Here is a 20,864-nt window from a genome sequence, read left to right on the forward strand (position 1 = left end):
CCACCCGCCATAATCGCCAGCGTTCCGCTTTCAGCACCCTTGGTACCGCCTGAAACCGGCGCATCCACCCAACGGGCACCCACCTGCTGCGCTTCATCGGCTAATTGCCGGGTGGCTTCAGGGGCTATGCTGGATAAATCAATCATCAGTGTGTTGGCTGTTACATGTGGAAAAATTTGTGTACGACTGATCATTTCGACCACAGCCGTATCGGCCAGACACAGCAACAACACATCCGACTGCCTGACCAAATCTGCCACGCTTGTGGCCGCCGTAGCGCCGGCATCAAGCACCGGTTTTAATTTAGCTGCCGAACGGTTCCAGACGGTTACTGAAAACCCTGCCGCCAACAGGCGTAAACACATGGGTTTTCCCATTAAGCCAATGCCGATAAAGCCGATCTTTTTTTGTCGATGTGTCATAAAGAATGTTTTGCTGGGTTAAGACGAAGTCAGTAGAGGAAATTCATGCATTGCCCCTACGCGGTGTGCGGATGAACCGTCCGCGTAACATCAGATACAAATATGGTACGGTAAGATGAAGCCCGGTAGCAAGCTGCACCGCGTGTTTTCAGAGAATACAGTGAAAGATTTATACACATAACGAAAAAAATACAATGTCAAGCCGGATTTTATAATTATTTTCACTGTAAAAAAACATAATATTCGATATAAGTCATTGATTTTTCGTTATAAGAATAAGTGTGTATAAAAAATAACCAATTTGAGAGAAGTATAGAAAAATAGCGCCATCAAAGGGCAAAAAAACATCTTATCAACAAAGTTATCCACAGAATTTGTGTATAAACATACCGTTTGATGAATGGGTTAAATAAATAAAATCACAACTCCAGCCAAGGCACTTACCGCTAACGGCAAACCGACTCGCAAGCCCATATAAGTCCCGCCAATGATGCTGGCCAAGCTGCCTTTTATTAACGTATTCACCACTGCGGCTAAGGTAATGCCGGTTGCGGCGACTTGAGCGTTTAAATCTTCCAGACTCATGCGCGATAACGACAGATTGATGGCATCGACATCCATAATGCCGGAGATGGCTGACAGTATCAAAATACCCGCATCACCAAATCTGACCTTTAGAATTTTACTCAACAACATAATAAAGGCCAAAAACAGGCCAAATATAATTGCGGGCTTCAGTTCCAATGGGTTTGAGATCGGTGAATGAGCTGATTGTGGTTTATGCGGCGTCGAGCGTAAATAAAAGATTATCGGCAACAGCAGACAAATTGTCATGACGAATGTCGGAAACCATAAATGATGTAATAACTTAACATTGATAATAGAGGCTAACAGCAGCATGCGTGGAAACATCGCCGAACAGGCGATTAAAATACCCGCCGCCAATGCATTCTGTATTGCCGGGTTATGTCGTGCCATACGCGAAAAACTCAAAGTCAACGCGGTCGAAGACACCAGTCCTGAAAATAAGCCGGTAAATACCGCACCTCGGCGTGGCCCGCCGATTTTTAAGGCGAAATACCCCACAAAAGAAACGGCTGCGATCAACACCACCATCAACCAGATTTCGTATGGATTAAGCGCTTGCCACGGATCGTAGGTTCTATTAGGCAATAAAGGCAAAATCAACACCGAAATCAACAGGAGCTGCATGATGGCATGTAATTCCTGTTCGTCGATTCTATTCAGCCAGCCATGAATAGACGACTTATAACCTAATAATAATGTCGTCACGACAGCTGCAGCCGATGCAATCGACACTTCGCCAAAACCTGCTAACGCACCAAACACAAAAGTCAGTAAAGCGGCTACCAGACTGGTCAGGCCAATATCCTTATGATGACCAAAAGTCGTCACCACATAAGCGGTTATCATTAATAAACATAAACCGACAAAAAATAAACCCAATAGCCAAGCCTGACTCAACTGTGCCAATATAGCCGAACACCCCCCTAGTAACCCTATCAAGCCATAGGTTCGGATACCGGCGACGCGTTCACCCTCGACTGCCTCACGTTCATGCCAGCCACGCTCCAGTCCTATCAGCAGACCCACCGCCAGAGCGACAAATAAATGGTAAACGGGTAACTTATCCAGCACAGAATCAATCATAAGTTTTTACCTTCCATAAGCGTTTGTCAGCAAACTAATGCCAAAGAAAATCAATGTAACATTTTATGGACTCCAAGTCTTAGCACTCAAGCTGTTGTCAGGTTATAGTGTATTGCTTTGAATTTTTAATCGAGAAGCGACATGCGTTTTTATTCTGTATCAAGTTATTGGGTCGTGCTGCTACTGGTTCTTGTGGTCAAGGCAGGGCCGATTGAGGCACGAGTAGCGATTGCCAGTGCGCATCCTTTGGCGACACAGGCCGGTTTTGAGATGATTGAGCAAGGTGGTAATGTATTCGATGCTGCGGTTGCTGTGAGTGCTGCGCTAGCAGTGGTGGAGCCGGCCGGTTCCGGTCTTGGTGGAGGTGGTTTCTGGTTGCTGCATGATGCTGAAAAGAACAACAGCATTATGCTCGATGGCCGAGAAAAAGCACCACTGGCTGCTAGGACAGATATGTTTCTGGATGAACAGGGGAACTTTAATCCACAGGCATCAAAAAATGGGGCATTGGCGGCCGGGATTCCAGGGCTGGCCGCAGCGCTCGTGCATTTGTCCGAGCGCTACGGACGCTTGTCATTAGAGGTATGTTTGCAACCGGCGATTCGATATGCCCGACAAGGCTTTGAGATTGGCCCGCGCCACCAAAAATTATTACGTTTTCGTTTGCGCGCCTTACAGAAAAATCCCACTGCTGCACGGGTTTTGCTGGATCACGGAAAAATTCCGGCCGTAGGATATGTGTTACATCAGCCAGAATTGGCCCGAACGCTTGAATTGCTAGCTCAAAAAGGCCGTGCTGGTTTTTATCAAGGTGAGGTAGCGGCTAAATTACTCGCTTCGGTAAAACGTGGAGGCGGTATCTGGACACAGCAAGATTTAGATCAGTATCAAGTCGTAGAGCGTGCGCCGATTCAAGGTGAATATCGCGGCATTAAAATTACCAGCGCGGCCTTGCCATCATCAGGTGGCATTGTTTTGACTGAATCCTTGAATATTTTATCGGCTTTTCCACTAGCGCAATTTGATGCTGTGACACGCATACATGTTGTAGCCGAAGCGATGCGCCGGGCCTATCATGATCGTGCTTTATATTTGGGGGATAGCGATTTTGTCGATGCGCCGGTTGCGCGATTGTTAAACCCTGATTATGCTGCAGGTCGCCGGCAAAACATTCGACTCGACAGGGCTTTGCCCAGTGCTTATCTAAGCGAAACCGGGTTTGAGGCGGACGCCGGAAAGCATACCACGCATTTTTCCATTATTGATGATAAAGGTAATCGGGTCGCGGCCACTTTAAGCGTTAATTTTCCATTTGGTGCCGCATTTATGGCCGAAGGTACCGGCGTATTGCTGAATGATGAAATGGATGACTTTGTCGCCCGGCCTGGAACGCAGAATGGTTATGGCTTGATCGGTGGGGCAGCGAATGCGATTGCGCCTGGCAAACGCATGTTGTCGAGCATGACACCGACATTTTTACAAGATGAATCACGTGTTGCGGTGTTAGGGACGCCGGGTGGCAGCCGGATTATTTCGATGGTATTGCTGGCGACACTGGATTTTGCCGCCGGATATGGGCCGGATAGCTGGGTTAACGTACCGCGTTTTCATCATCAATATATACCGGATCAGATTCAATATGAAAAAGGCGGCTTGACCGATGATGAAATAGTCGGATTGAAAGCGTTAGGGCATAGGCTTAAAGAAAAAGGTTATCGTTACGGCAATATGCAGGCGGTGCAGTGGAACCTTAAAACAGGACGACTCACTGCGGCAAGCGATCCGCGGGGTGAAGGTCTAGCACGGGTGCGCTAAATGAGCGATACAGTGATGTTATGGCACGGTTATTTACAAGGTAGAGCCGATGATAGGCTATTGAGTGAGTCTGAAAAATGCAGGGCCGCGTCGATTCGAAGGCCAGAGGCACGCCAGCAATTTGTGGAGATACGCACGCGGGTCAGACAAATATTAGCCGATTATACAGGCTGTACGCCGGCAGAACTGGTTATTGAGCGTACCGAACTCGGAAAACCCTGGCTACCGGATTTTCCAGAACTATTTTTTAATTTATCACATTGTGACAAGTATTGGGTGCTAGCGCTTGCAGCTCATAGCAGAGTCGGTGTCGACCTCGAATTGATAAGACCCCGAAAAGGTATGGCAGGGTTAGTTCGGCGTTGTTTTTCAGTCGCCGAACAGGTGGCGTGGAATGGTTTAAAACAGGAAAAAGAACGCCATTTTTATCAGTATTGGACCGCGAAAGAGGCATTTGTCAAGGCCGTAGGACGCGGCATTGCATTAGGGCTGGAAAAGGTACAAATCAGCTTTTTACCAGAGCCTTGTTTAAGAGATATTCCAGCAGAATTTGGTTTGCCTGAACATTGGCGCTTATTGTCACCGACACTTTCTGATAATCAGGTGGTGACACTTTGTCTGGAAACATCGTCAGTGCCAACATTACAGGTCAGGGTGTGCAATGCAGGTGCGGAGTGAATTTGCAGCCGCTCAGATGTTGAAGTCGCGACATCCCTGTCATCAATAAATACAGTCTATTCAGGCCGGTTGTTTGCTCTCGGTTGGGCCATTGACATCTTCCGGGTCGCCTTCATACGGGGTGGCGTATTTACAGTCCTTTTGTGGACAAACTTTTTCAGGGCCACGGCGCTTGGTTGTTTTCAGGGTTAAAATTGGCCAGTCGCATTCTGGGCAGCTTTCCTTGATTGGGGCATTCCACAAAGCGTAGTCGCATTTTGGATATTCCGAACAGGAGTAAAATATCTTACCGTATCGAGATTTACGTTTGAGTATGGTGCCCTGATTACATTTAGGGCATTCGACACCGGTATCCAGCGGTTTTTCCAGTGGTTCGATGTGTTTACAGGCAGGATAGTTGCTGCAACCGATAAATTTGCCATAACGACCGGTTTTAATCACCAGCGCCGATTTGCATTTAGGACAGTTTCGGCCTTCAACGACTTCGGGTTCTTGCGATTGTGTGCCATCATCATTCAGGTTGCGAGTGTAAGCACACTCTGGGTAATTGGTACAGCCAATAAAGCGGCCATTCCGGCCTAAACGAATGGATAGCGGATTGCCACATTCCGGGCATTTTTCGTCGATAGCTTCCTGAGTAACATCTTTACGTTGTACCGATTCTTCTTTTTCATGGACGAGTTTGATAAAAGGTTTCCAGAATGCGTCCATCAATGGAATCCAGTCTTTCTCGCCACGTGCGACCGCATCCAGGTCATTTTCCAAGTTAGCGGTAAAATTATAATCGACGTATTTAGTGAAATGTTCGGTTAAGAACTTGTTTACGATACGGCCGACATCGGTGGGGTGAAAGCGTTTACTTTCTAAGGTCACATAATCGCGGTTTTGCAGTGTGGAAATAATCGAGGCGTAGGTTGAAGGGCGGCCGATACCGTGTTCTTCCAGGGCTTTTACCAGGCTGGCCTCGCTGTATCGTGGTGGTGGCTCGGTAAAATGCTGGCTGGCTTTGATATCCAGCAAATCAACCGGCCGGCCTTCTTCCATCGGCGGTAAAAAGCTTTCTTTGTCATCGCTTTCCTTGCCATCATCCTGGCCTTCTAAATAGACGGACATGAAGCCGGGTTTGGCGATGGTGGAGCCGGTGGCACGAAAGACATTTTTGTCGCTGCCACAATGCAGATCGACTGCGACCTGATTTAAGGTAGCGTGAATCATCTGACAGGCGACTGTACGTTTCCAGATCAGGTTATACAGCTTGAACTGATCGGGGGTCAGTCGATTCTTGACAGTTTCCGGCAGACGGAAGGCATCCGTTGGCCGAATCGCTTCGTGCGCTTCCTGGGCATTTTTGGACTTGGTTTTATACGAGCGCGGTTGTTTGGGCACATTTTCGGCACCAAATTTTTGTGTGATCAAATCCCGCAGGCTGGCGATGGCTTCATCGGCTAAGTTGACCGAATCGGTACGCATATAGGTGATAAGGCCGACGGTTTCGCCGCCAAGATCAATACCTTCATATAATTGTTGAGCGACCATCATGGTCTTGCGAGTGGTAAAGCCAAGCTTGCGGGCGGCTTCCTGTTGCAGGGTCGAGGTAATAAAAGGCGCCGCTGGATTTTTTTTGCGCTGTTTTTTCTCCAGCTTAGCAACCATTAACTTGCCATCGGCAGCCTCTAACAAGGCTTTTTGTACCTCGGTGGCACGTTGTTCATCGGTGATGCTGAACTGTTCGAGCTTTTCACCATTAAAATGGGTCAGCCGTGCTTTGAACGGTTTGCCTTCGGTGCTGGCTTCGGCGGTATGGCGCCAGTATTCACGACTTTTAAATGCCTCGATTTCCAGTTCGCGTTCGACAATCATGCGTAATGCTGGGCTTTGCACGCGTCCGGCGGATAAGCCACGGCGGATTTTCTTCCACAGTAACGGCGACAGGTTGAAACCGACCAGATAATCCAGAGCCCGGCGCGCCTGTTGGGCATTGATCAGGGTGGTGGACAGCTCGGTCGGGTGGGCGATGGCTTCGGAAACCGCTTTTTTGGTGATTTCGTGAAAGACCACGCGATGTACGGGTTTGTCTTTGAGCAGTTTTTTTTCTTTTAAATACTCATAGACATGCCATGAAATGGCTTCTCCTTCGCGATCCGGGTCCGTTGCCAGATACAGGTTGTCGGCTTTTTTAATCGCCTTGCTGATTTCTTGCAAATGTCTGAGATTGCGTTCGATAACCTGATATTTCATGGCAAAATCGTGTTCAGGGTCGACCGCGCCTTCTTTAGGAACCAAATCACGAACATGACCATAAGAGGCCAATACCTTGAAGTCTTTGCCCAGGTATTTTTCTATGGTTTTACATTTAGCCGGTGATTCGACGATAACAAGATTTTTGCTCATATCAATGCAGTGCGGTGGGCGTCAGGTCGTAAACAATGTCTTCCATGCGCGAGAACGCGCTGTCATCACCTGGCTGACTGAGTAATATCATCAAAACCAGCCATTTCAGCCTGTCTAGGGTGATATTTTCATCTTTTAAGGCCATAGCCCGGTCAATGACAATTTCGCGGCTGTCGGCGGTCAAAATTTGGTTATGTTCCAAAAATAACAGCAGGTTGCGACATTCAATATCCAGCACCTTTTGTTCCTCATCACTGAAAATACGAAAAGCGGATGACAGGGTTGGAATAATGCCGGGTTCTTCCGACAGTGATTCCAGCCAATCGAATGCCTTGTTGATTTCGGTTGAATTAAAACCGGCTTGTTTCAGTTCGTCCAGTACGCTGTCGGCATCGGCCAGCATGTTAATTTCATCGGCCAGATAGTTTTCAAACAGGTAGATGAGTACATCAAAAATATCTTCTTTCATAGAGGGGGAATTGGGTTATTTGAGTCGAATATAGCAACTGCCAGGCCGTGAGTCTATGTAGCCTTGCAGTTCCAGCACCAGTAAGATGGATGATATGATTTCAATGGAAAGACCACTTTTTTCAATCAGATAATCTACAGTTGTGGGGCTGAATTGGACTAAATTCAATAGATTTTCCTGCTCCGGGTCAAGTCCTGTTTTTGTTTTTTTGTCGGTGTCTTGTGTAGGTTGTTGATTATATTCGCCTAATTCTTCAAAAATATCGTCGGTTGTTTCGACCAGTTTGGCACCTTCGCGGATCAAAGCATTACATCCTCGGGCCAATGGATTATGAATTGAGCCGGGAATGGCGAAAACTTCGCGGTTTTGTTCTAGTGCGAGGCGGGCAGTAATCAAAGATCCGCTTTGTTTGGCAGCCTCCACCACCAAAAGCCCTAAGCACAAGCCGCTGATGATGCGGTTTCGCCGTGGGAAATGGCTGGCCTTGGCGCTGGTGCCGGGCGGAAATTCAGAAATAAGCGCACCATGTTCAAGAATCTGGGTGGCCAGGTGTTTGTGGCGGGCAGGATAAACTCGGTCGAGTCCGGTACCGGCGACAGCAAGCGTACGACCTGTTGCATCAAGTGCACCCTGGTGCGCTGCCGCATCAATGCCTAATGCCAGCCCACTGGTAATGACAAAGCCATAAGCCGCTAAGTTTTTGGCAAATTCGCGAGCCGTTTGCAGACCTTGTTGTGAAGGATTGCGGCTGCCGACTATGGCAATTTGCGGTTGCATGAGTAAATCGATGTGTCCGCGGACAAATAACAGGGGCGGGGGGCTGTCGATTTGTTTGAGTTGTTCAGGATAAAATGGGCTGGTCAGCGGCACGATATGGTGTCGGTCGTGATCGGCCCAGGTCAGGTCTTTTTCAACTTGGGTCCAGTCCAACGCTTTAATGGCGGCGATGATTTTATCGCTTAACCCCCATTTTTTAAGCTGTGCCTGCGAGGCGCTGTAAACCGCCTCAGGTTCAGTTTGTTCCAGCAGTTTGCTAATGGTTTTGCTGCCCATGCCGGGGGTTCGCAGCATGGCCAGCCAATATTTTAAGGATGAATCAGACAAATGAATTAAGGTGTTTCAATTTTATCCAGAACATGAATCGCGGCTGATGCTTCCATCACTAATGCGTAGCTAACTCGTTCAAAAGGTCGAAATACCATTAGTTGACCGGCAATTTCATCGGGCAGTTTGACCTTACTAGCCTTGTCCGGGTTACCGATACGATCGATGACAGTACGTCCTTTTCGATAAATATCAAATACATGGCCGGTCTCGATGCCATCGGCAAGGCCTTTGTCAATGACGACGATATTATGTTGGCCAATTTGGGATACGCCATTCAACACGCTGATGATAGAACCTTGAATGGTTTTTTTCGGTGCGTGAGGGAAATAGTTTAAATCAAGGTCGCTGGCAGCACTAACCATAAGCCTATCACCCATGCGGATTTCGCTGTCAGATTTGATAATTGACAGAGTTGCCGGGTCGCCAGTATTTTCTAGTGTCGCATCAGCGATATAGAGCGCCTCATAGCCAAGGGTTTCATGGGTTGTTGGGCTGGTATACACTTTTCCCTTGCGATAGATAATATAACTTAGACTCTCAGGCTGAGTAATGGCGCGCACATAAATACGATCGCCGGCGCCGGCTAAAAGGTGTTCACCGGCAAAGTCGATGACATAAGGCGCTTTTTCTAGTTCATGCTTGGTGACGACTTTAGGGGAAGTCAAAAACTGGCGAATCGCATCGGACGGAATCATTTCAATCGCATTTTCCAGTGGGTATTGCCTGATTTGGGGACGCAAAGCATTATCCGATGGGCGCTTCAGGCTTAGTTGTGGTTGGCCGTTGACGATGGAGAAATACAATGTATCACCGGGGTAAATCAAATGTGGATTTTTGATTTGGGGATTGTTTTGCCACAATTTAGGCCATTCCCACGGGTTTTTAAGAAACTTGGCCGAAATATCCCATAATGTGTCGCCTTTAACCACAGTATAGCGGTCGGGATGGTTAGGATTTATTTTCAGACTGTCTGCCCAAACAGCCACCGATAATGTTAAACCGAGGATGAGTCCGGCAATTTTACGCAAAGCCATAATGAATCCTGAAGCGTGTAATGTAAGAGTCAAAGGAAAACACTCATGAAAAAGTAAATTTTCTTCTGTTTTGAAAGAGTGTAGATGAATTTGTTCGAAATACCAGTGTATTGGATGGGGGGTAAAGTCATTTAGTCTACGTCAGTCACAAAATTTTGTTTCGGCATGCCAAGATGAAAGCCTTGAGCAAAGTCAACTCCCATCAGTTTCAAGAGTTTCATGATTTCTTCGGATTCGACGAATTCAGCGAGTGTTTTCATGCCGAGCTGTTGACAGATTCGGACGAGGTTTTCGATTAAAACTAAATCAATCTTTGAGTTGAGAATATTGGCTACGAAGGCGCCATCGATTTTGACATATTCAAAATGCAGTTCCCTTAAATAATGAAATGAATTATAGCCACTGCCAAAATCGTCTAAGGCAAACGCAAAACCTTTCGCTCGGATGAGGGTTAAAAATTCACGCATATTGATCATATCGCCAATAGCTTCCCGTTCAGTGATTTCAAACACGAGTCGATCGGCAGGTATATTGTTTTCGTGACATAATTGTTCGGCAAAATTTAGAATTTGGCGACTTTGGATTTCCTGCGGTGTCAGATTGACGAAAACACGGGGAATTGAATGGTTATCAGCTTGATGCTGTGCCATAAATTCTATGGTTTTTTTCAGCATGATATGGTCAAGATCAATATTGATGTTGTAGCGGTCAGCCGCTTCGATGAATAAGCCGGCTGGAATGATTTGACCGTCTTCGGCTTGGAGCCGTGCCAGGGCTTCGTAGGCATAGATTTTATCGTTTTTACAATCGATAATAGGTTGAAAATAAGGGACGATACGTTGATCTTTCAGTGCCTTTCGTAATTGCGACGACAAGGTGATCATGTTTTTGTATTCATCGACAGAAACTTTAGACTGTGCAGCAGTACAAACGAAATTTCTGCCCGATGTTTTGGCCTGGTATAAGGCAATATCCGCTTTGTTGAGTAATTCTTGAAATGACTGTCCGTCAAGTGGGAAGTTAGCCTGGCCGATTGAAATGCTTAAATTGACAGGTTCCTCATGTTGAGTAATATGGAATTCATGTTCAGCAATCGATTGCCGGAAGGCATTGGCCACGATGTTGCCACTTTCCAGGTCGGTTTCGGGTAAAAGAATCACAAATTCATCGCCACCCATGCGGGAAATAATATCGCCCTTACGAATTTTATGGCGTAAGACCTGTGCTATTTCACTGAGCACTTGGTCGCCGGCCAGGTGGCCATAAATATCGTTGATGGATTTAAAGTTATCCAGATCAATCGAAAGCAGGGTAAATTGGTGTCCGTGACGACTCGAACGTTCAATTTCGTATTTCAGCAGATGTTCGAAATAACGACGATTATGTAAACCGGTCAGGGGGTCATGTTCAGCATAGTAGGTCAGTTTTTTTAACGATCGACTTAACGCTTTGCTGGAGCCTACCACCATGACCATAACTGCAAGCAATGAGCGGATAATGCTTTGTTCCTGCGGTGTTAAAGGATAGGCAGAGGCATAGCCTAAACCCAGAATACCGCCGAGGTTGCCTTGATCGCAAGGTACATCCATGGTCAGAATTTTTAAGTTTTCAGCTTTGATGGCATGATTGCTGTTAGGAACGGAAAATGTTTCCAGGCTAATAGCGGCATCTGCAGGCAGACCTAATTGCTGGGTTAAATCCCGGACTAAATATTGACTGGCTTTTTCTTGAGTTTGTTTGTCATATTGCCCTAGACAATAGATATAGATACTCAGGCCTTTTTCATCGTTAAAAGCGATGGAAAAAAAGTTGAATGGAAAAAATTCGTGAAATTCACATAAAATGTCCATGACAAATTCTTTCCATTCGGCTACTTTTTCATGAGACAGAATAATATTTCTTAACACGCCGGTTTGGCGTTCTAATAACGACTTATCAATAATGGCATTGGATAAGTGTTCGCTTAATTCATGCGTGTCGACAAGTAGTTTTTGTAAATATTTGAAATTAGTGTGATCATCCTTAGCTTGCAAGTTGCGCAGTAAGCCTAAATTGGTTTTGATATTTTGATAGCGTTTCGCCAATGCTTCTGGCTGCTCTAAAGTTGATATTTGTGCCAGTTTGTCTAATTCATTTTCAGTATGTTGAAAAATACCTTCGTTAAATTGTTGCAGGCGAACATGGGATTCTAATAAACGGGAGACGGCTTTGATGATATGCGAATAAAACGCATCAAGTTGTGAATTGGTCTTCAGAGTATGTTTCATTTTAGTCTAACTCAAGTAGATCACTGCCACACGGGAGATCGTATAACCAATCTAAGAATTCATCCTTAACCTGTCCCCGATACAATAGGCCGTGTTGGGGCGCGATAATATCAACATCCAGTTTTCGAACCTGTTGCACCCAGTGACGTAAGGCACGATTACTGGCCATATAGCGTTTATGAAATCCTTCGGTAAATTGAAGATGTGTTGAAAAATTGTGGGCGAAGACATCGCTGTTGTCGGCGTTTTCATCTAAAGGAACCAAGGAGGCGCCGACATCACCACTAAATAAAATTTTTGATAATGGATCATACACATTGATTTGCCCAGGAGAGTGCAAAAAATGAGCCGGGACAAAAGTGAGTGTTAGCCCTGAGTTTAAGGTTATGTTGCAACCGTCATCAGGAATATCAACAAAACGTTGCATGTGGGTGATGCCGTAATGGGGCAGGAACCGGCGCCAGATACGAGACACATAAATCTTGGCCGAAGTGAGTTTCATCCAACTGCTCAAGCCACCCACAATGTCAGGATCCTGGTGCGATAATACGATGGCCTCAATATCCTGGGGCTGAATGTACTGTAGCATAACATTCAGAACCTGTGGCATTACGCCAAATCCGCCTGGATCTAACAATGTTCCTTTGCCGTTATGTAAAATTAAATATTGGTTGGACGGAATGCCGTCTTCATCGCTAGGATCACTTTCATTGAGCAAAATAAAACGGTGGGATTCGGCATTAAAAAGAGTGATGTTGTTATGCATAACCTTATTTTTTGAAAGGAGATTGAAAACGATTATAGCAGCCTTCTTAAAGCATTTAAATTTGAAGCAATGAGCCGAGTGAGATTACATATAAAATAATGATGAAAGGATATGCTTACAAATTTGTAAGTTTTGGATGGGAAATGGTCTAAATGGCGCTCATTAGGAGAGGCAGCTTGCTAATGGTGTGTTTTTATTCTTGTGGACGCTGTAACATTCTGCGTAAGATAAGGCTGCTGGGGAACAGGAACTCAAAAGCGCTTTCCTGGGATCTTTTCAACAAAACTCAACTTAGCCTTGTTGTCGTGCCATAGTTTTTTATCAATAGTTTATTTTGAGTTGGCTAAGCTGAGTGTATTTTACAAGAGGAAAAATCGATGTCGGAGCATGTTTATAAAAAAATTGAACTTACAGGGTCTTCAGCTGAAGGTATGCAGCAGGCGATTGAAAATGCCATCAACAAGGCCGCTCAAACGGTTAAACATATGCGATGGTTTGAAGTTGTTGAAACCCGAGGGCATATCGAAGATGGTAAAGTAGCGCATTGGCAAGTGACGGTCAAAGTGGGTTTCACTATCGAATAAGTGGTGAAACACTACCCGTAAGTCTGACGTGAGCGGCCGTACCTGTACCGCTCATTTTTTAAAACGGATGTATCGGCGCAGTGGTGAGTCTGCCGTCCAGATAAAAGACTCGGTGTAATAATGCATCAGCGCAAGATAGCCTAATAGCCCTAAGCTGATAGCTTTGTGTATTTCGGTGCCGAACAAGGTACGGCTGATCAGGTTAATGGCATCATCGCCATAAGCTTGTAACAAAAATGTCAAGCCGAATGATAAAACGGGAAGCACGATAAAAATCGGCATGTGAATGCGGGATGTGACTTGATAAAGCCAATTCTTAGGCTGTTTGGCATGTTTATTGTAGTCGTGGGTGATATAAAAAATATAGGCCGTGGCGTCATGAACTAAACGCGGAATCAGGATGGCCAGAAAATAATACTGTTGGGAATAGAGATAAAAGCTGCTGACAATTAAAAAGCTATTGGCCCACATAAATGCTTTTCCGAAAGCGGTCGGGATATAGCGTTGGCAAAATACGCTGGCACCGATTAACCCCACCGTAAGAATGGCCGCTATTTGTTGGGTTAGAGCGGATTGTTGTGGACTCAGGCTGTTTTTTAGGAAAATACCCATGTAAATTGCGATGCCGGCGGCAACACTTAAGCCTAGCAAAAGGTAAAAAGCATGTGGTGGCAGGCGGCAGACGCCTTTACCGATACCATGCTGCTGTTTAAGCACATGGAAAACTGTCCAGCAGGCGCTGATGACATACAGCACTGTGTAGGGAATAAATAAACTGCCAATGCCAAAAAATAAGATGATAAAGCCTGTCATCAGTAGAATTTTGGAACGATAGTGGTGTAAGTAGTCCCGGTTGCTGATGAGTAAGAGGGCGCTGGCAATGATATGCGGAGTGCCAAATAAAATCTGAAACAACAGGAAATGACTGGGACTGCTGGGCAGGTGATCACGCAAATAGTGATTCCAGAGATTCAGGTCGGCCCAATAAAGCAGCAAGCAAAACGGGATAATGGCATACAGCCCCATCAGAATACGAAAAGAGACAGCGAGCGGCGTATCGGGAGTATTGTCTGAAAAAGTTGAACTACGAACAGCCATAAATTGAAAACTTTGCGAGTTGAGTTTGTTGTTATTGTTGTCAGACTGATGTGTTTTAAAAAAACTTGTAACTACTCGCACGGTAATCATTTAGTGGCCATAGGGTATTGATTTTTCAGGCTTGTGCAACATGGATGTTGCACAGAGCTACATGGATGTATCTACGCGTCCTTAAAAATCAATACCCTACGGCCAGTGTTTCTGAAGGGGTGAGTAGTTGCAAAAAACATATCAAAGCCGATAAGGTTAATTATGGCTTCTTTTAGGGTTTGAATACAAGTTATGATATTTCAGCTTCATCCTCAGTTACAGCGCGATTGTTTTTACGTCGGGCGATTTTCGTTATCTCAAGTCTTGATGATGAATGACAGTCAGTTTCCGTGGTTTATTCTGGTGCCAGAGCGGGATGGCGTGACTGAAAGTTATCAGTTAGCCGCCCAAGAAAGAGTTTGTTTACAGGAAGAATCCTGTTTTTTGGCTCAGGCATTGGCGGATATTTATCGGGCCGATAAAATGAATATTGCGGCAATCGGAAATGTTGTGCCGCAACTGCATATTCATCATATTGTGCGCTATCGAACCGATCCCGTCTGGCCGGCACCGGTTTGGGGGCGCCTGGCGGCTGTCCCATATAGTGACAGCGCCAGAGATGAAGCAATTATAAAAGTCAGGGAGGCTGTGGCCGCTTTGTTAGTTGACTAGAAATTCGGTAAAGTAAACATCGCGGAAGCCATCTTTGTTTGCATATTTTTCCAGTGCTTTTTCGATGGCTTCTTTGGTTTTAGTGCGCAGTGCTTCACGCTGTTCCATCGTTTGTACTTCAGCCGAAGGTAAGCCGCTGTACATCATGATTAAGGTATGGCGTAGCATTGGCATGTGTTTTTCAACTTTTTCCTTAGCTTTCTCTCCTTCAACTAATAGCTGGACATTGACGACCATATATTTTTTAGGCTCGGCCAGATTGACGGTGATTTTGGGTTTCATTTCCAGGTAAATCATTTCAGGCTCGCTGCTTTCTGCATCGTCGCCTGCATAGGTCAGTCCGGAAAACATAAATAAACTCAATAATAAAACAAAAACTTTCACATCATTTCCTCTTATAATAATGGGTTCCTGATAAGTATATGCCATCCTGAAACATTTGCCAGATGACGAAAAAAATTGATTTTGGTCCTGTAATGCTGGATCTTGAAGGCTTTTTTTTATTGCCTGAAGAGAAAGAAAAGTTGGCCCACCCTAATACCGGTGCGGTGATTTTGTTTGCCCGCAATTATGAATCGCCCGAGCAAGTTAAGGAATTGATTCGACAAATAAGAGCCGCTCGCCGTGGCGATATTTTACTGGCGGTTGACCAGGAAGGCGGACGGGTTCAGCGTTTTCAACAGGGTTTGACCCGTTTACCTGCCGCACGATTCTATCAGGATCACCCAGAGTTAACGCAGGCTTCCGGCTGGCTCATGGCATCTGAATTGCTGGCTGTGGGCATTGATTTCAGTTTTGCACCGGTGTTAGATGTGGATAGCGGCGTTAGCGAAATTATCGGGGACAGGGCTTTTTCGGAGGATTGTCGACAGGTTACAGAACTGGCAGGCAAATTTATGCAGGGCATGATGACAGCTGGCATGGCGGCAACAGGAAAGCATTTTCCAGGGCATGGCGCGGTCGCCGCCGATTCACATCTGACGCTGCCTGAAGATCGGCGTGATTTAAGTGAGATTGAACAACACGATTTAGTGCCGTTTAAAGCATTGATTAAACAGGGTATGGCGGCTGTAATGCCGGCGCATGTCGTGTATTCTGCAGTAGATGCGTTGCCGGCAGGTTTTTCGACGCTGTGGCTGCAGCAGATATTGCGGCAACAATTAGGTTTTGATGGGGTTATTTTCAGCGATGACTTGAGTATGGAAGGAGCCAGTCTAGTCGGCGATTTCAAAGACCGGGCAGATGCAGCATTAGCGGCAGGTTGCGATATGGTTTTGGTGTGTAATCAGCCGCAGGCTGCCGAACAGGTATTAGAGCACTTGCCTGTTCAGGAAAATCCAGATCGGCAGCGTCGGTTAGAAAAAATGCGTGGGCATGCGAAATATTCGCGGCAGGAATTGGCAGTGTTGCCACAATGGCAGGAGATTTCACGACAAATACAGGCTTAAATGGGTGAGTGTAAATCGGATGGTAACTAATGGATAAAAAAGAAATTTTACTGGGTGTTAATATTGATCATGTGGCAACGCTGCGGCAAGCGCGGGGTACGGCCTATCCAGAGCCGCTACAGGCAGCATTGCTGGCAGAGCAAGCGGGTGCTGATGGTATCACTGCACATTTGCGAGAAGATCGGCGTCATATTCAGGACCGGGATATCGAATTGCTGCAAAGCATGTTACATACCCGACTCAATCTGGAAATGGCTGTAACCGATGAAATGGTCGGTATAGCTTGTAAATTAAAGCCTGTTGCCTGTTGCCTGGTGCCGGAAAAACGGCAAGAATTAACCACCGAAGGTGGCATGGATGTGGCGGGTGATTTGGCGCGTATAAAACAATCCTGCCAGGCCTTGTCAAATGCCGGTATCGAGGTTTCTTTATTTATTGACCCGGAAATAGAACAAATCGATGCGGCATTAGCCTGTAATGCGCCGGTGGTTGAATTGCATACGGGGCGTTATGCAGATGCGAAAACCAAAGTTGAGCAACAGCAGGAGCTGGAGCGAATTCGCCAGGCGGCGCATTATGCAGCAGCGCATGGCTTACAGGTGAATGCAGGGCATGGGCTACACTATCATAATGTTGCCGCAATTTGCCGTATTCCTGAGATTGTTGAGTTAAATATTGGGCATTCGATTATTGCTCGGGCTGTTTTCTGTGGTTTGGAGCAGGCAGTCAGGGATTTGAAAGTGATAATGCAGCAAGCACGGTATCAGCAAATTTGAAAAAACTGGATTATTATCAATTAACGACGATAGGCGACCGACAGGTCAACCAAGACTGTATGGCGAATTATGTATGTGATGATTTCGCCATTTTTATGGTGGCTGATGGCTTAGGAGGGCATCATGCGGGTGAAAAGGCATCGCAATATTTTTGTCGGGGGGTATTGATGCAGTTACCGCATTTTCAGCCATTATTGGTCCAGCAGAGTAATCCATGGGCTATTGTGGCACAATGGATGGATGCGGCTGTCGCAGAAATGAAAACGTTGTTTGCCGGGGATGATAATGCCGTTTCAGCACATACCACCTGTGCCATTTTATATTTGGATAGACAGCAGACCATTACCATTCATTGTGGCGATTCTAGAATTTATAAATTGAATCAACAGCAATTATTATGGCGTACACGCGACCATTCATTAACTCAGAAGCTATTGGATGAGGGTAAGATTACAGAAGAAGAAATGGCTAAGCATCCGGAGCAAAATCAATTAACGCGCAGCATCAGTATTTTAAATGCGCACAACATGGATATTCATGTGTATCCGGCCATTGTTGAAGGCGAGTGTTTTGTGTTGTGTTCCGATGGCTTTTGGGAGCATGTTAAAGAATCAGAATTGCATCAGTTGTCGATTGCGCCGTCGTTGCAGGATTATTTGAAAAAACTGGTTAAATTGACGGTATTTCGCGCTGCGGGTCGTAGCGATAACGTGACGGTTCAGGTGGTTAGGGCATTTTCAAGTATATAGACATGATGCGGTTTAGAATGATCCGCATCATGTTATTGAAAATGAGAGTTTAACCCGGGTTAATGGGTCGATAGGCCGTATTTTTGAATGCGGTATAACAACGTATCACGTGAAATACCCAACAAGCGTGCAGATTTGCTGCGGTTGCCTTTCGTTCTGGTTAGGGCCTGGTGAATGATACTGGCTTCTAGGGTTTCTAGCTGTAGGCCATTTTCTGGCAGGATAAACGTATCCATATCGTTGTCATTGCTAACTTTGCCAATAAATTCGATAGGCAGATTCTCAGCTTCGATTGTCGTACCTGGCAAGAGAATACTCAGGCGTTCACATAAATTGCGTAATTCACGGATATTGCCAGGCCAGCCATAATGACGTAATTTTTTAATGGCTTGCTTGCTGAACTGTGATCTAGCGACAGAATAGCGTTCGGAAAATTCCTTGAAAAAATGTTGAGACAGTGCTTCGATGTCTTCCGTACGTTGTCTGAGCGGCGGGATTTCTAGCGGTACCACGCTGAGGCGGAAAAACAAATCCTGGCGGAATTTGCCTTCATCGATTTGTGTGAGTAAATCGGTATTCGTTGCAGCAATAATGCGAACATCGGATTTATAGGGCTTAGTTTCGCCTATCGCCAGACATTCGCCAGATTCTAGAAAACGTAATAATTTAGCTTGAATAGCTAACGGTAAAGAATTGATTTCATCCAGAAACAGGGTGCCGCCATTAGCGACTTGTAACAATCCTTTTTTGTTGTTAATTGCGCCGGTAAACGCGCCTTTTTTATGTCCAAACAGCTCTGATTCAACCAGGTTTTCAGGTAATGCCGCACAGTTTAAGGTAATAAATGGTTTTTTTGCTCTTGGGCTACCCTGTTGAATGGCGTTTGCCATGACTTCTTTGCCGGTGCCGGTTTCGCCTTTAATCAATACAGTGACATCGGTTGCGGCGATAACCTGTGCGCTGCGCAACAGGGATTCAAAAGCCGGCGATTGTCCGATAATTGAATTAAATGTTGTCACAATATTCCCCGCATTAAATGTGTTGTAGCCTTAAAGGATAAAGCCAAGGGAATGCAGCAAAAATAGCGACGACGATCAGTAAAATGCCGACAGCCTGTTTAAAACGCTGCATTCTGGATAGCTTGCTCAGAATTTCAGTCATTATACCGACTCCCATGACCGCGGGTAAAGTACCAATTCCGAATGCAAGCATGGTCAGGCTGCTGCGTTGAACGTCACCACTGGTTGCAGCGATGGCTAGCGACGAGTAAACCAGGCCGCAGGGTAGCCAGCCCCAGACCATGCCAAACAAGAATGCCTGAAAGCGGTTTTTCACCGGGATAATTCGGCGTCCAAAAGGTTCAATTAGCTTCCACAGGCGGCTGCCGGCTTTTTCAATATAGGCGAAACGAGGAAACCAGCCGGCGATATACAAACCAGCGCTGATCATGAAGATAGACGATAAAATTTGTAAAATGCGGTGTCCTACAGCTTGCCCTAGCGGCCAGGTTAGGGCATATTGAGCGAGGCCGACCAATGCACCGGCAATGGTATAGCTGAGGATGCGGCCAAGATTGTAGTTGAGAATGAAGGGGAATAATTTACGTTTGTTTTTATGGATTTCTGGGCTGATGCTAAAGGTCAATGTGCCGATAATCGATCCGCACATGCCAATGCAATGCAAGCTGCTGAATAATCCCATCGTAAATGCGAAGAAATAGGAAGTTGCAAAAGTCAATGATTCGTCCATGCCGCAACATTACCATATTCAGCTTGTATTGAGTAGTTGCAGAATCCTAAATCAATTGTGCAAAAAGCATATGATTTTATCGGGACGTATTTTATGTGTGAGTCGAATTCAACACCTTAAAGAGATATAACCCGGTTTCGGCCACATTCTTTGGCTTGATACAAGGCTTTGTCGGCTCGGGCAATGACAGTCTCGACAGAATCTTCAGGCTGGACGCTAGTTGCGCCAATCGACACCGTAATACGACCGATACTTTGGTTACTGTTTTTTTGTTTTAAGCGGCTTTTTTCAAGGGTGGAGCGAATCGTTTCGGCGATAGCTGTCGCCTTGTCGATCGGCGTTTCTGGCATGATGATGGCGAGTTCCTCGCCACCATAGCGGGCAGCTAGATGATGAGGGGCTTTTTTTTCCTTAATCAGGTCTGCGGTAAAGCGGATGACCTTATCACCCACGAGATGACCAAATGTATCATTAACTTTTTTGAAGTGGTCTAGATCCAGAATGAGCAGGCTATGCTGAGTAGTGCTTTGCGTTGAAAGTAGAGTATTAATTTCCATATCAAATGCGCGTCGGTTCAATAAGCCGGTCAAGCCATCGGTTGCCGCTATTTTGCGCGTATTTTCCAATTCAGATTTTAGCTGAGCCATATCTTTTTGAGCTTGCTCTAGTCGCGCATTTAAACTGCGCGTTTCTTTTGACAGTTGCTTAGCTTGATGCACAATTTCAGATAATAAAAATTGCGCATCAAGCATTTCTGTCGTGTTTTCCAATTTTTTTGAGTTGGAAAGCAAGCTGTTTTCGGTTTCAGAAAATTGATCGCTTGAGTGTTGGACTTGATCGAGCGTCCCGCTTACTAAGCTCGATAAATCATTATTGATTTGGCTGAATTTTTCCAGCGAAGCATTACAAATGTAGCGGGAGTATAAATCAAGGCTGATTTTTTCATCGAATGGCGTGTTGTTGTCGAGCAATTCGTCAAGCGCTTGATTCAGAGCTGGATTATTCTTGCTGAAATAGTCATACCAGATGGCATAGTTGATAGGGTGCGGGGTTATTTGATGTTTGACCATCAATGGAATACACTGCCTTAAAATTTGCGTACTGAAATCCGGCTCTTGTTCGTATTGCGGTAAAAAAG

Annotated in this window: 20 protein-coding genes; 7 read left to right on the forward strand and 13 right to left on the reverse strand. The window is 45.6% G+C overall.

Features of this window, described 5'->3' with window-relative positions:
* Together JEU20_RS13685 and JEU20_RS13690 are read right to left on the reverse strand one after the other, a co-directional pair.
* Nucleotides 1-422 (reverse strand): NAD(P)-dependent oxidoreductase (locus JEU20_RS13685; RefSeq protein WP_198246737.1); only part of this gene is annotated, 422 nt, incomplete at its 3' end.
* 405 nt (nucleotides 423-827) lie between these two features.
* Nucleotides 828-2,093, reverse strand: a complete 1,266-nt coding sequence (locus JEU20_RS13690) for an MgtC/SapB family protein (RefSeq protein ID WP_198246680.1) — start codon at nucleotides 2,091-2,093, stop codon at nucleotides 828-830.
* A gap of 141 nt (nucleotides 2,094-2,234) precedes the next feature.
* On the opposite strand from JEU20_RS13690, the gene ggt reads away from it, so the two are divergent.
* Together ggt and JEU20_RS13700 are read left to right on the forward strand one after the other, a co-directional pair.
* Nucleotides 2,235-3,908: a gamma-glutamyltransferase gene (gene ggt / locus JEU20_RS13695; RefSeq protein ID WP_198246681.1), complete on the forward strand. Its 1,674-nt coding sequence runs from the start codon at nucleotides 2,235-2,237 to the stop codon at nucleotides 3,906-3,908.
* Nucleotides 3,909-4,586, forward strand: a complete 678-nt coding sequence (locus tag JEU20_RS13700; protein WP_198246682.1) for a 4'-phosphopantetheinyl transferase family protein — start codon at nucleotides 3,909-3,911, stop codon at nucleotides 4,584-4,586.
* Between the two features lie 60 nt (nucleotides 4,587-4,646).
* Here the strand turns inward: JEU20_RS13700 and topA are convergent, their stop codons facing one another.
* From topA to JEU20_RS13730, 6 genes are all read right to left on the reverse strand, one after another.
* Entirely contained in the window at nucleotides 4,647-6,977 is a 2,331-nt protein-coding gene (gene topA / locus JEU20_RS13705) for a type I DNA topoisomerase (protein WP_198246683.1), read from the reverse strand.
* Between the two features lies 1 nt (nucleotide 6,978).
* Nucleotides 6,979-7,446 (reverse strand): Smg family protein, encoded by a 468-nt coding sequence (locus JEU20_RS13710; RefSeq protein ID WP_198246684.1) that lies wholly within the window; start codon nucleotides 7,444-7,446, stop codon nucleotides 6,979-6,981.
* 15 nt (nucleotides 7,447-7,461) lie between these two features.
* On the reverse strand, nucleotides 7,462-8,517 hold the full coding sequence (gene dprA, locus JEU20_RS13715; RefSeq protein WP_198246685.1) for a DNA-processing protein DprA: 1,056 nt from the start codon (nucleotides 8,515-8,517) through the stop codon (nucleotides 7,462-7,464).
* 38 nt (nucleotides 8,518-8,555) lie between these two features.
* On the reverse strand, nucleotides 8,556-9,587 hold the full coding sequence (locus JEU20_RS13720; protein WP_198246686.1) for a LysM peptidoglycan-binding domain-containing protein: 1,032 nt from the start codon (nucleotides 9,585-9,587) through the stop codon (nucleotides 8,556-8,558).
* Nucleotides 9,588-9,718: 131 nt separating this feature from the next.
* On the reverse strand, nucleotides 9,719-11,854 hold the full coding sequence (locus tag JEU20_RS13725) for a putative bifunctional diguanylate cyclase/phosphodiesterase (RefSeq protein WP_198246687.1): 2,136 nt from the start codon (nucleotides 11,852-11,854) through the stop codon (nucleotides 9,719-9,721).
* A gap of 1 nt (nucleotide 11,855) precedes the next feature.
* On the reverse strand, nucleotides 11,856-12,620 hold the full coding sequence (locus tag JEU20_RS13730) for an oxygen-binding di-iron domain-containing protein (RefSeq protein ID WP_198246688.1): 765 nt from the start codon (nucleotides 12,618-12,620) through the stop codon (nucleotides 11,856-11,858).
* A gap of 377 nt (nucleotides 12,621-12,997) precedes the next feature.
* On the opposite strand from JEU20_RS13730, the gene JEU20_RS13735 reads away from it, so the two are divergent.
* Nucleotides 12,998-13,204 (forward strand): dodecin, encoded by a 207-nt coding sequence (locus JEU20_RS13735; protein WP_198246689.1) that lies wholly within the window; start codon nucleotides 12,998-13,000, stop codon nucleotides 13,202-13,204.
* A gap of 51 nt (nucleotides 13,205-13,255) precedes the next feature.
* Here JEU20_RS13735 and JEU20_RS13740 read toward each other — a convergent pair whose 3' ends face one another.
* Nucleotides 13,256-14,302, reverse strand: a complete 1,047-nt coding sequence (locus JEU20_RS13740) for a hypothetical protein (protein ID WP_198246690.1) — start codon at nucleotides 14,300-14,302, stop codon at nucleotides 13,256-13,258.
* Between the two features lie 282 nt (nucleotides 14,303-14,584).
* Between JEU20_RS13740 and JEU20_RS13745 the strand changes: the two genes are divergently transcribed.
* The gene (locus JEU20_RS13745) at nucleotides 14,585-15,004 is read left to right on the forward strand and encodes an HIT domain-containing protein (RefSeq protein WP_198246691.1); all 420 of its coding nucleotides are present in this window, start codon (nucleotides 14,585-14,587) and stop codon (nucleotides 15,002-15,004) included.
* Here JEU20_RS13745 and JEU20_RS13750 read toward each other — a convergent pair.
* A complete protein-coding gene (locus tag JEU20_RS13750; protein WP_245395264.1) occupies nucleotides 14,993-15,388 on the reverse strand; it encodes a flagellar basal body-associated FliL family protein in 396 nt (131 codons plus the stop codon). The genes JEU20_RS13745 and JEU20_RS13750 overlap by 12 nt on opposite strands.
* A 62-nt stretch (nucleotides 15,389-15,450) precedes the next feature.
* Here JEU20_RS13750 and nagZ point away from each other — a divergent pair, with 62 nt between their 5' ends.
* Genes nagZ through JEU20_RS13765 form a run of 3 tightly spaced genes read left to right on the forward strand, consistent with a single transcriptional unit; the run spans nucleotide 15,451 to nucleotide 17,977 of the window.
* Nucleotides 15,451-16,452 (forward strand): beta-N-acetylhexosaminidase, encoded by a 1,002-nt coding sequence (gene nagZ / locus JEU20_RS13755; RefSeq protein ID WP_245395265.1) that lies wholly within the window; start codon nucleotides 15,451-15,453, stop codon nucleotides 16,450-16,452.
* Between the two features lie 29 nt (nucleotides 16,453-16,481).
* Nucleotides 16,482-17,228, forward strand: coding sequence for a pyridoxine 5'-phosphate synthase (gene pdxJ / locus JEU20_RS13760; RefSeq protein WP_198246693.1), 747 nt, complete (start codon nucleotides 16,482-16,484; stop codon nucleotides 17,226-17,228).
* Complete coding sequence (locus JEU20_RS13765; protein ID WP_245395266.1) at nucleotides 17,225-17,977, forward strand: PP2C family protein-serine/threonine phosphatase; 753 nt, start codon at nucleotides 17,225-17,227, stop codon at nucleotides 17,975-17,977. Before pdxJ ends, JEU20_RS13765 begins: the two co-directional genes overlap by 4 nt.
* Before the next feature lie 59 nt (nucleotides 17,978-18,036).
* Here the strand turns inward: JEU20_RS13765 and JEU20_RS13770 are convergent, their stop codons facing one another.
* The 3 genes from JEU20_RS13770 to JEU20_RS13780 form a co-directional block, all read right to left on the reverse strand.
* Complete coding sequence (locus JEU20_RS13770; protein WP_198246694.1) at nucleotides 18,037-18,996, reverse strand: sigma-54 interaction domain-containing protein; 960 nt, start codon at nucleotides 18,994-18,996, stop codon at nucleotides 18,037-18,039.
* 13 nt (nucleotides 18,997-19,009) lie between these two features.
* A complete protein-coding gene (locus JEU20_RS13775) occupies nucleotides 19,010-19,726 on the reverse strand; it encodes a sulfite exporter TauE/SafE family protein (protein WP_245395267.1) in 717 nt (238 codons plus the stop codon).
* A gap of 116 nt (nucleotides 19,727-19,842) precedes the next feature.
* Nucleotides 19,843-20,864 (reverse strand): GGDEF domain-containing protein (locus JEU20_RS13780; protein WP_198246695.1); only part of this gene is annotated, 1,022 nt, incomplete at its 5' end.

Origin of the sequence: methane-oxidizing endosymbiont of Gigantopelta aegis, from assembly GCF_016097405.1 — a bacterium.
Taxonomy (GTDB): Bacteria; Pseudomonadota; Gammaproteobacteria; order Methylococcales; family Methylomonadaceae; genus Methylomarinum.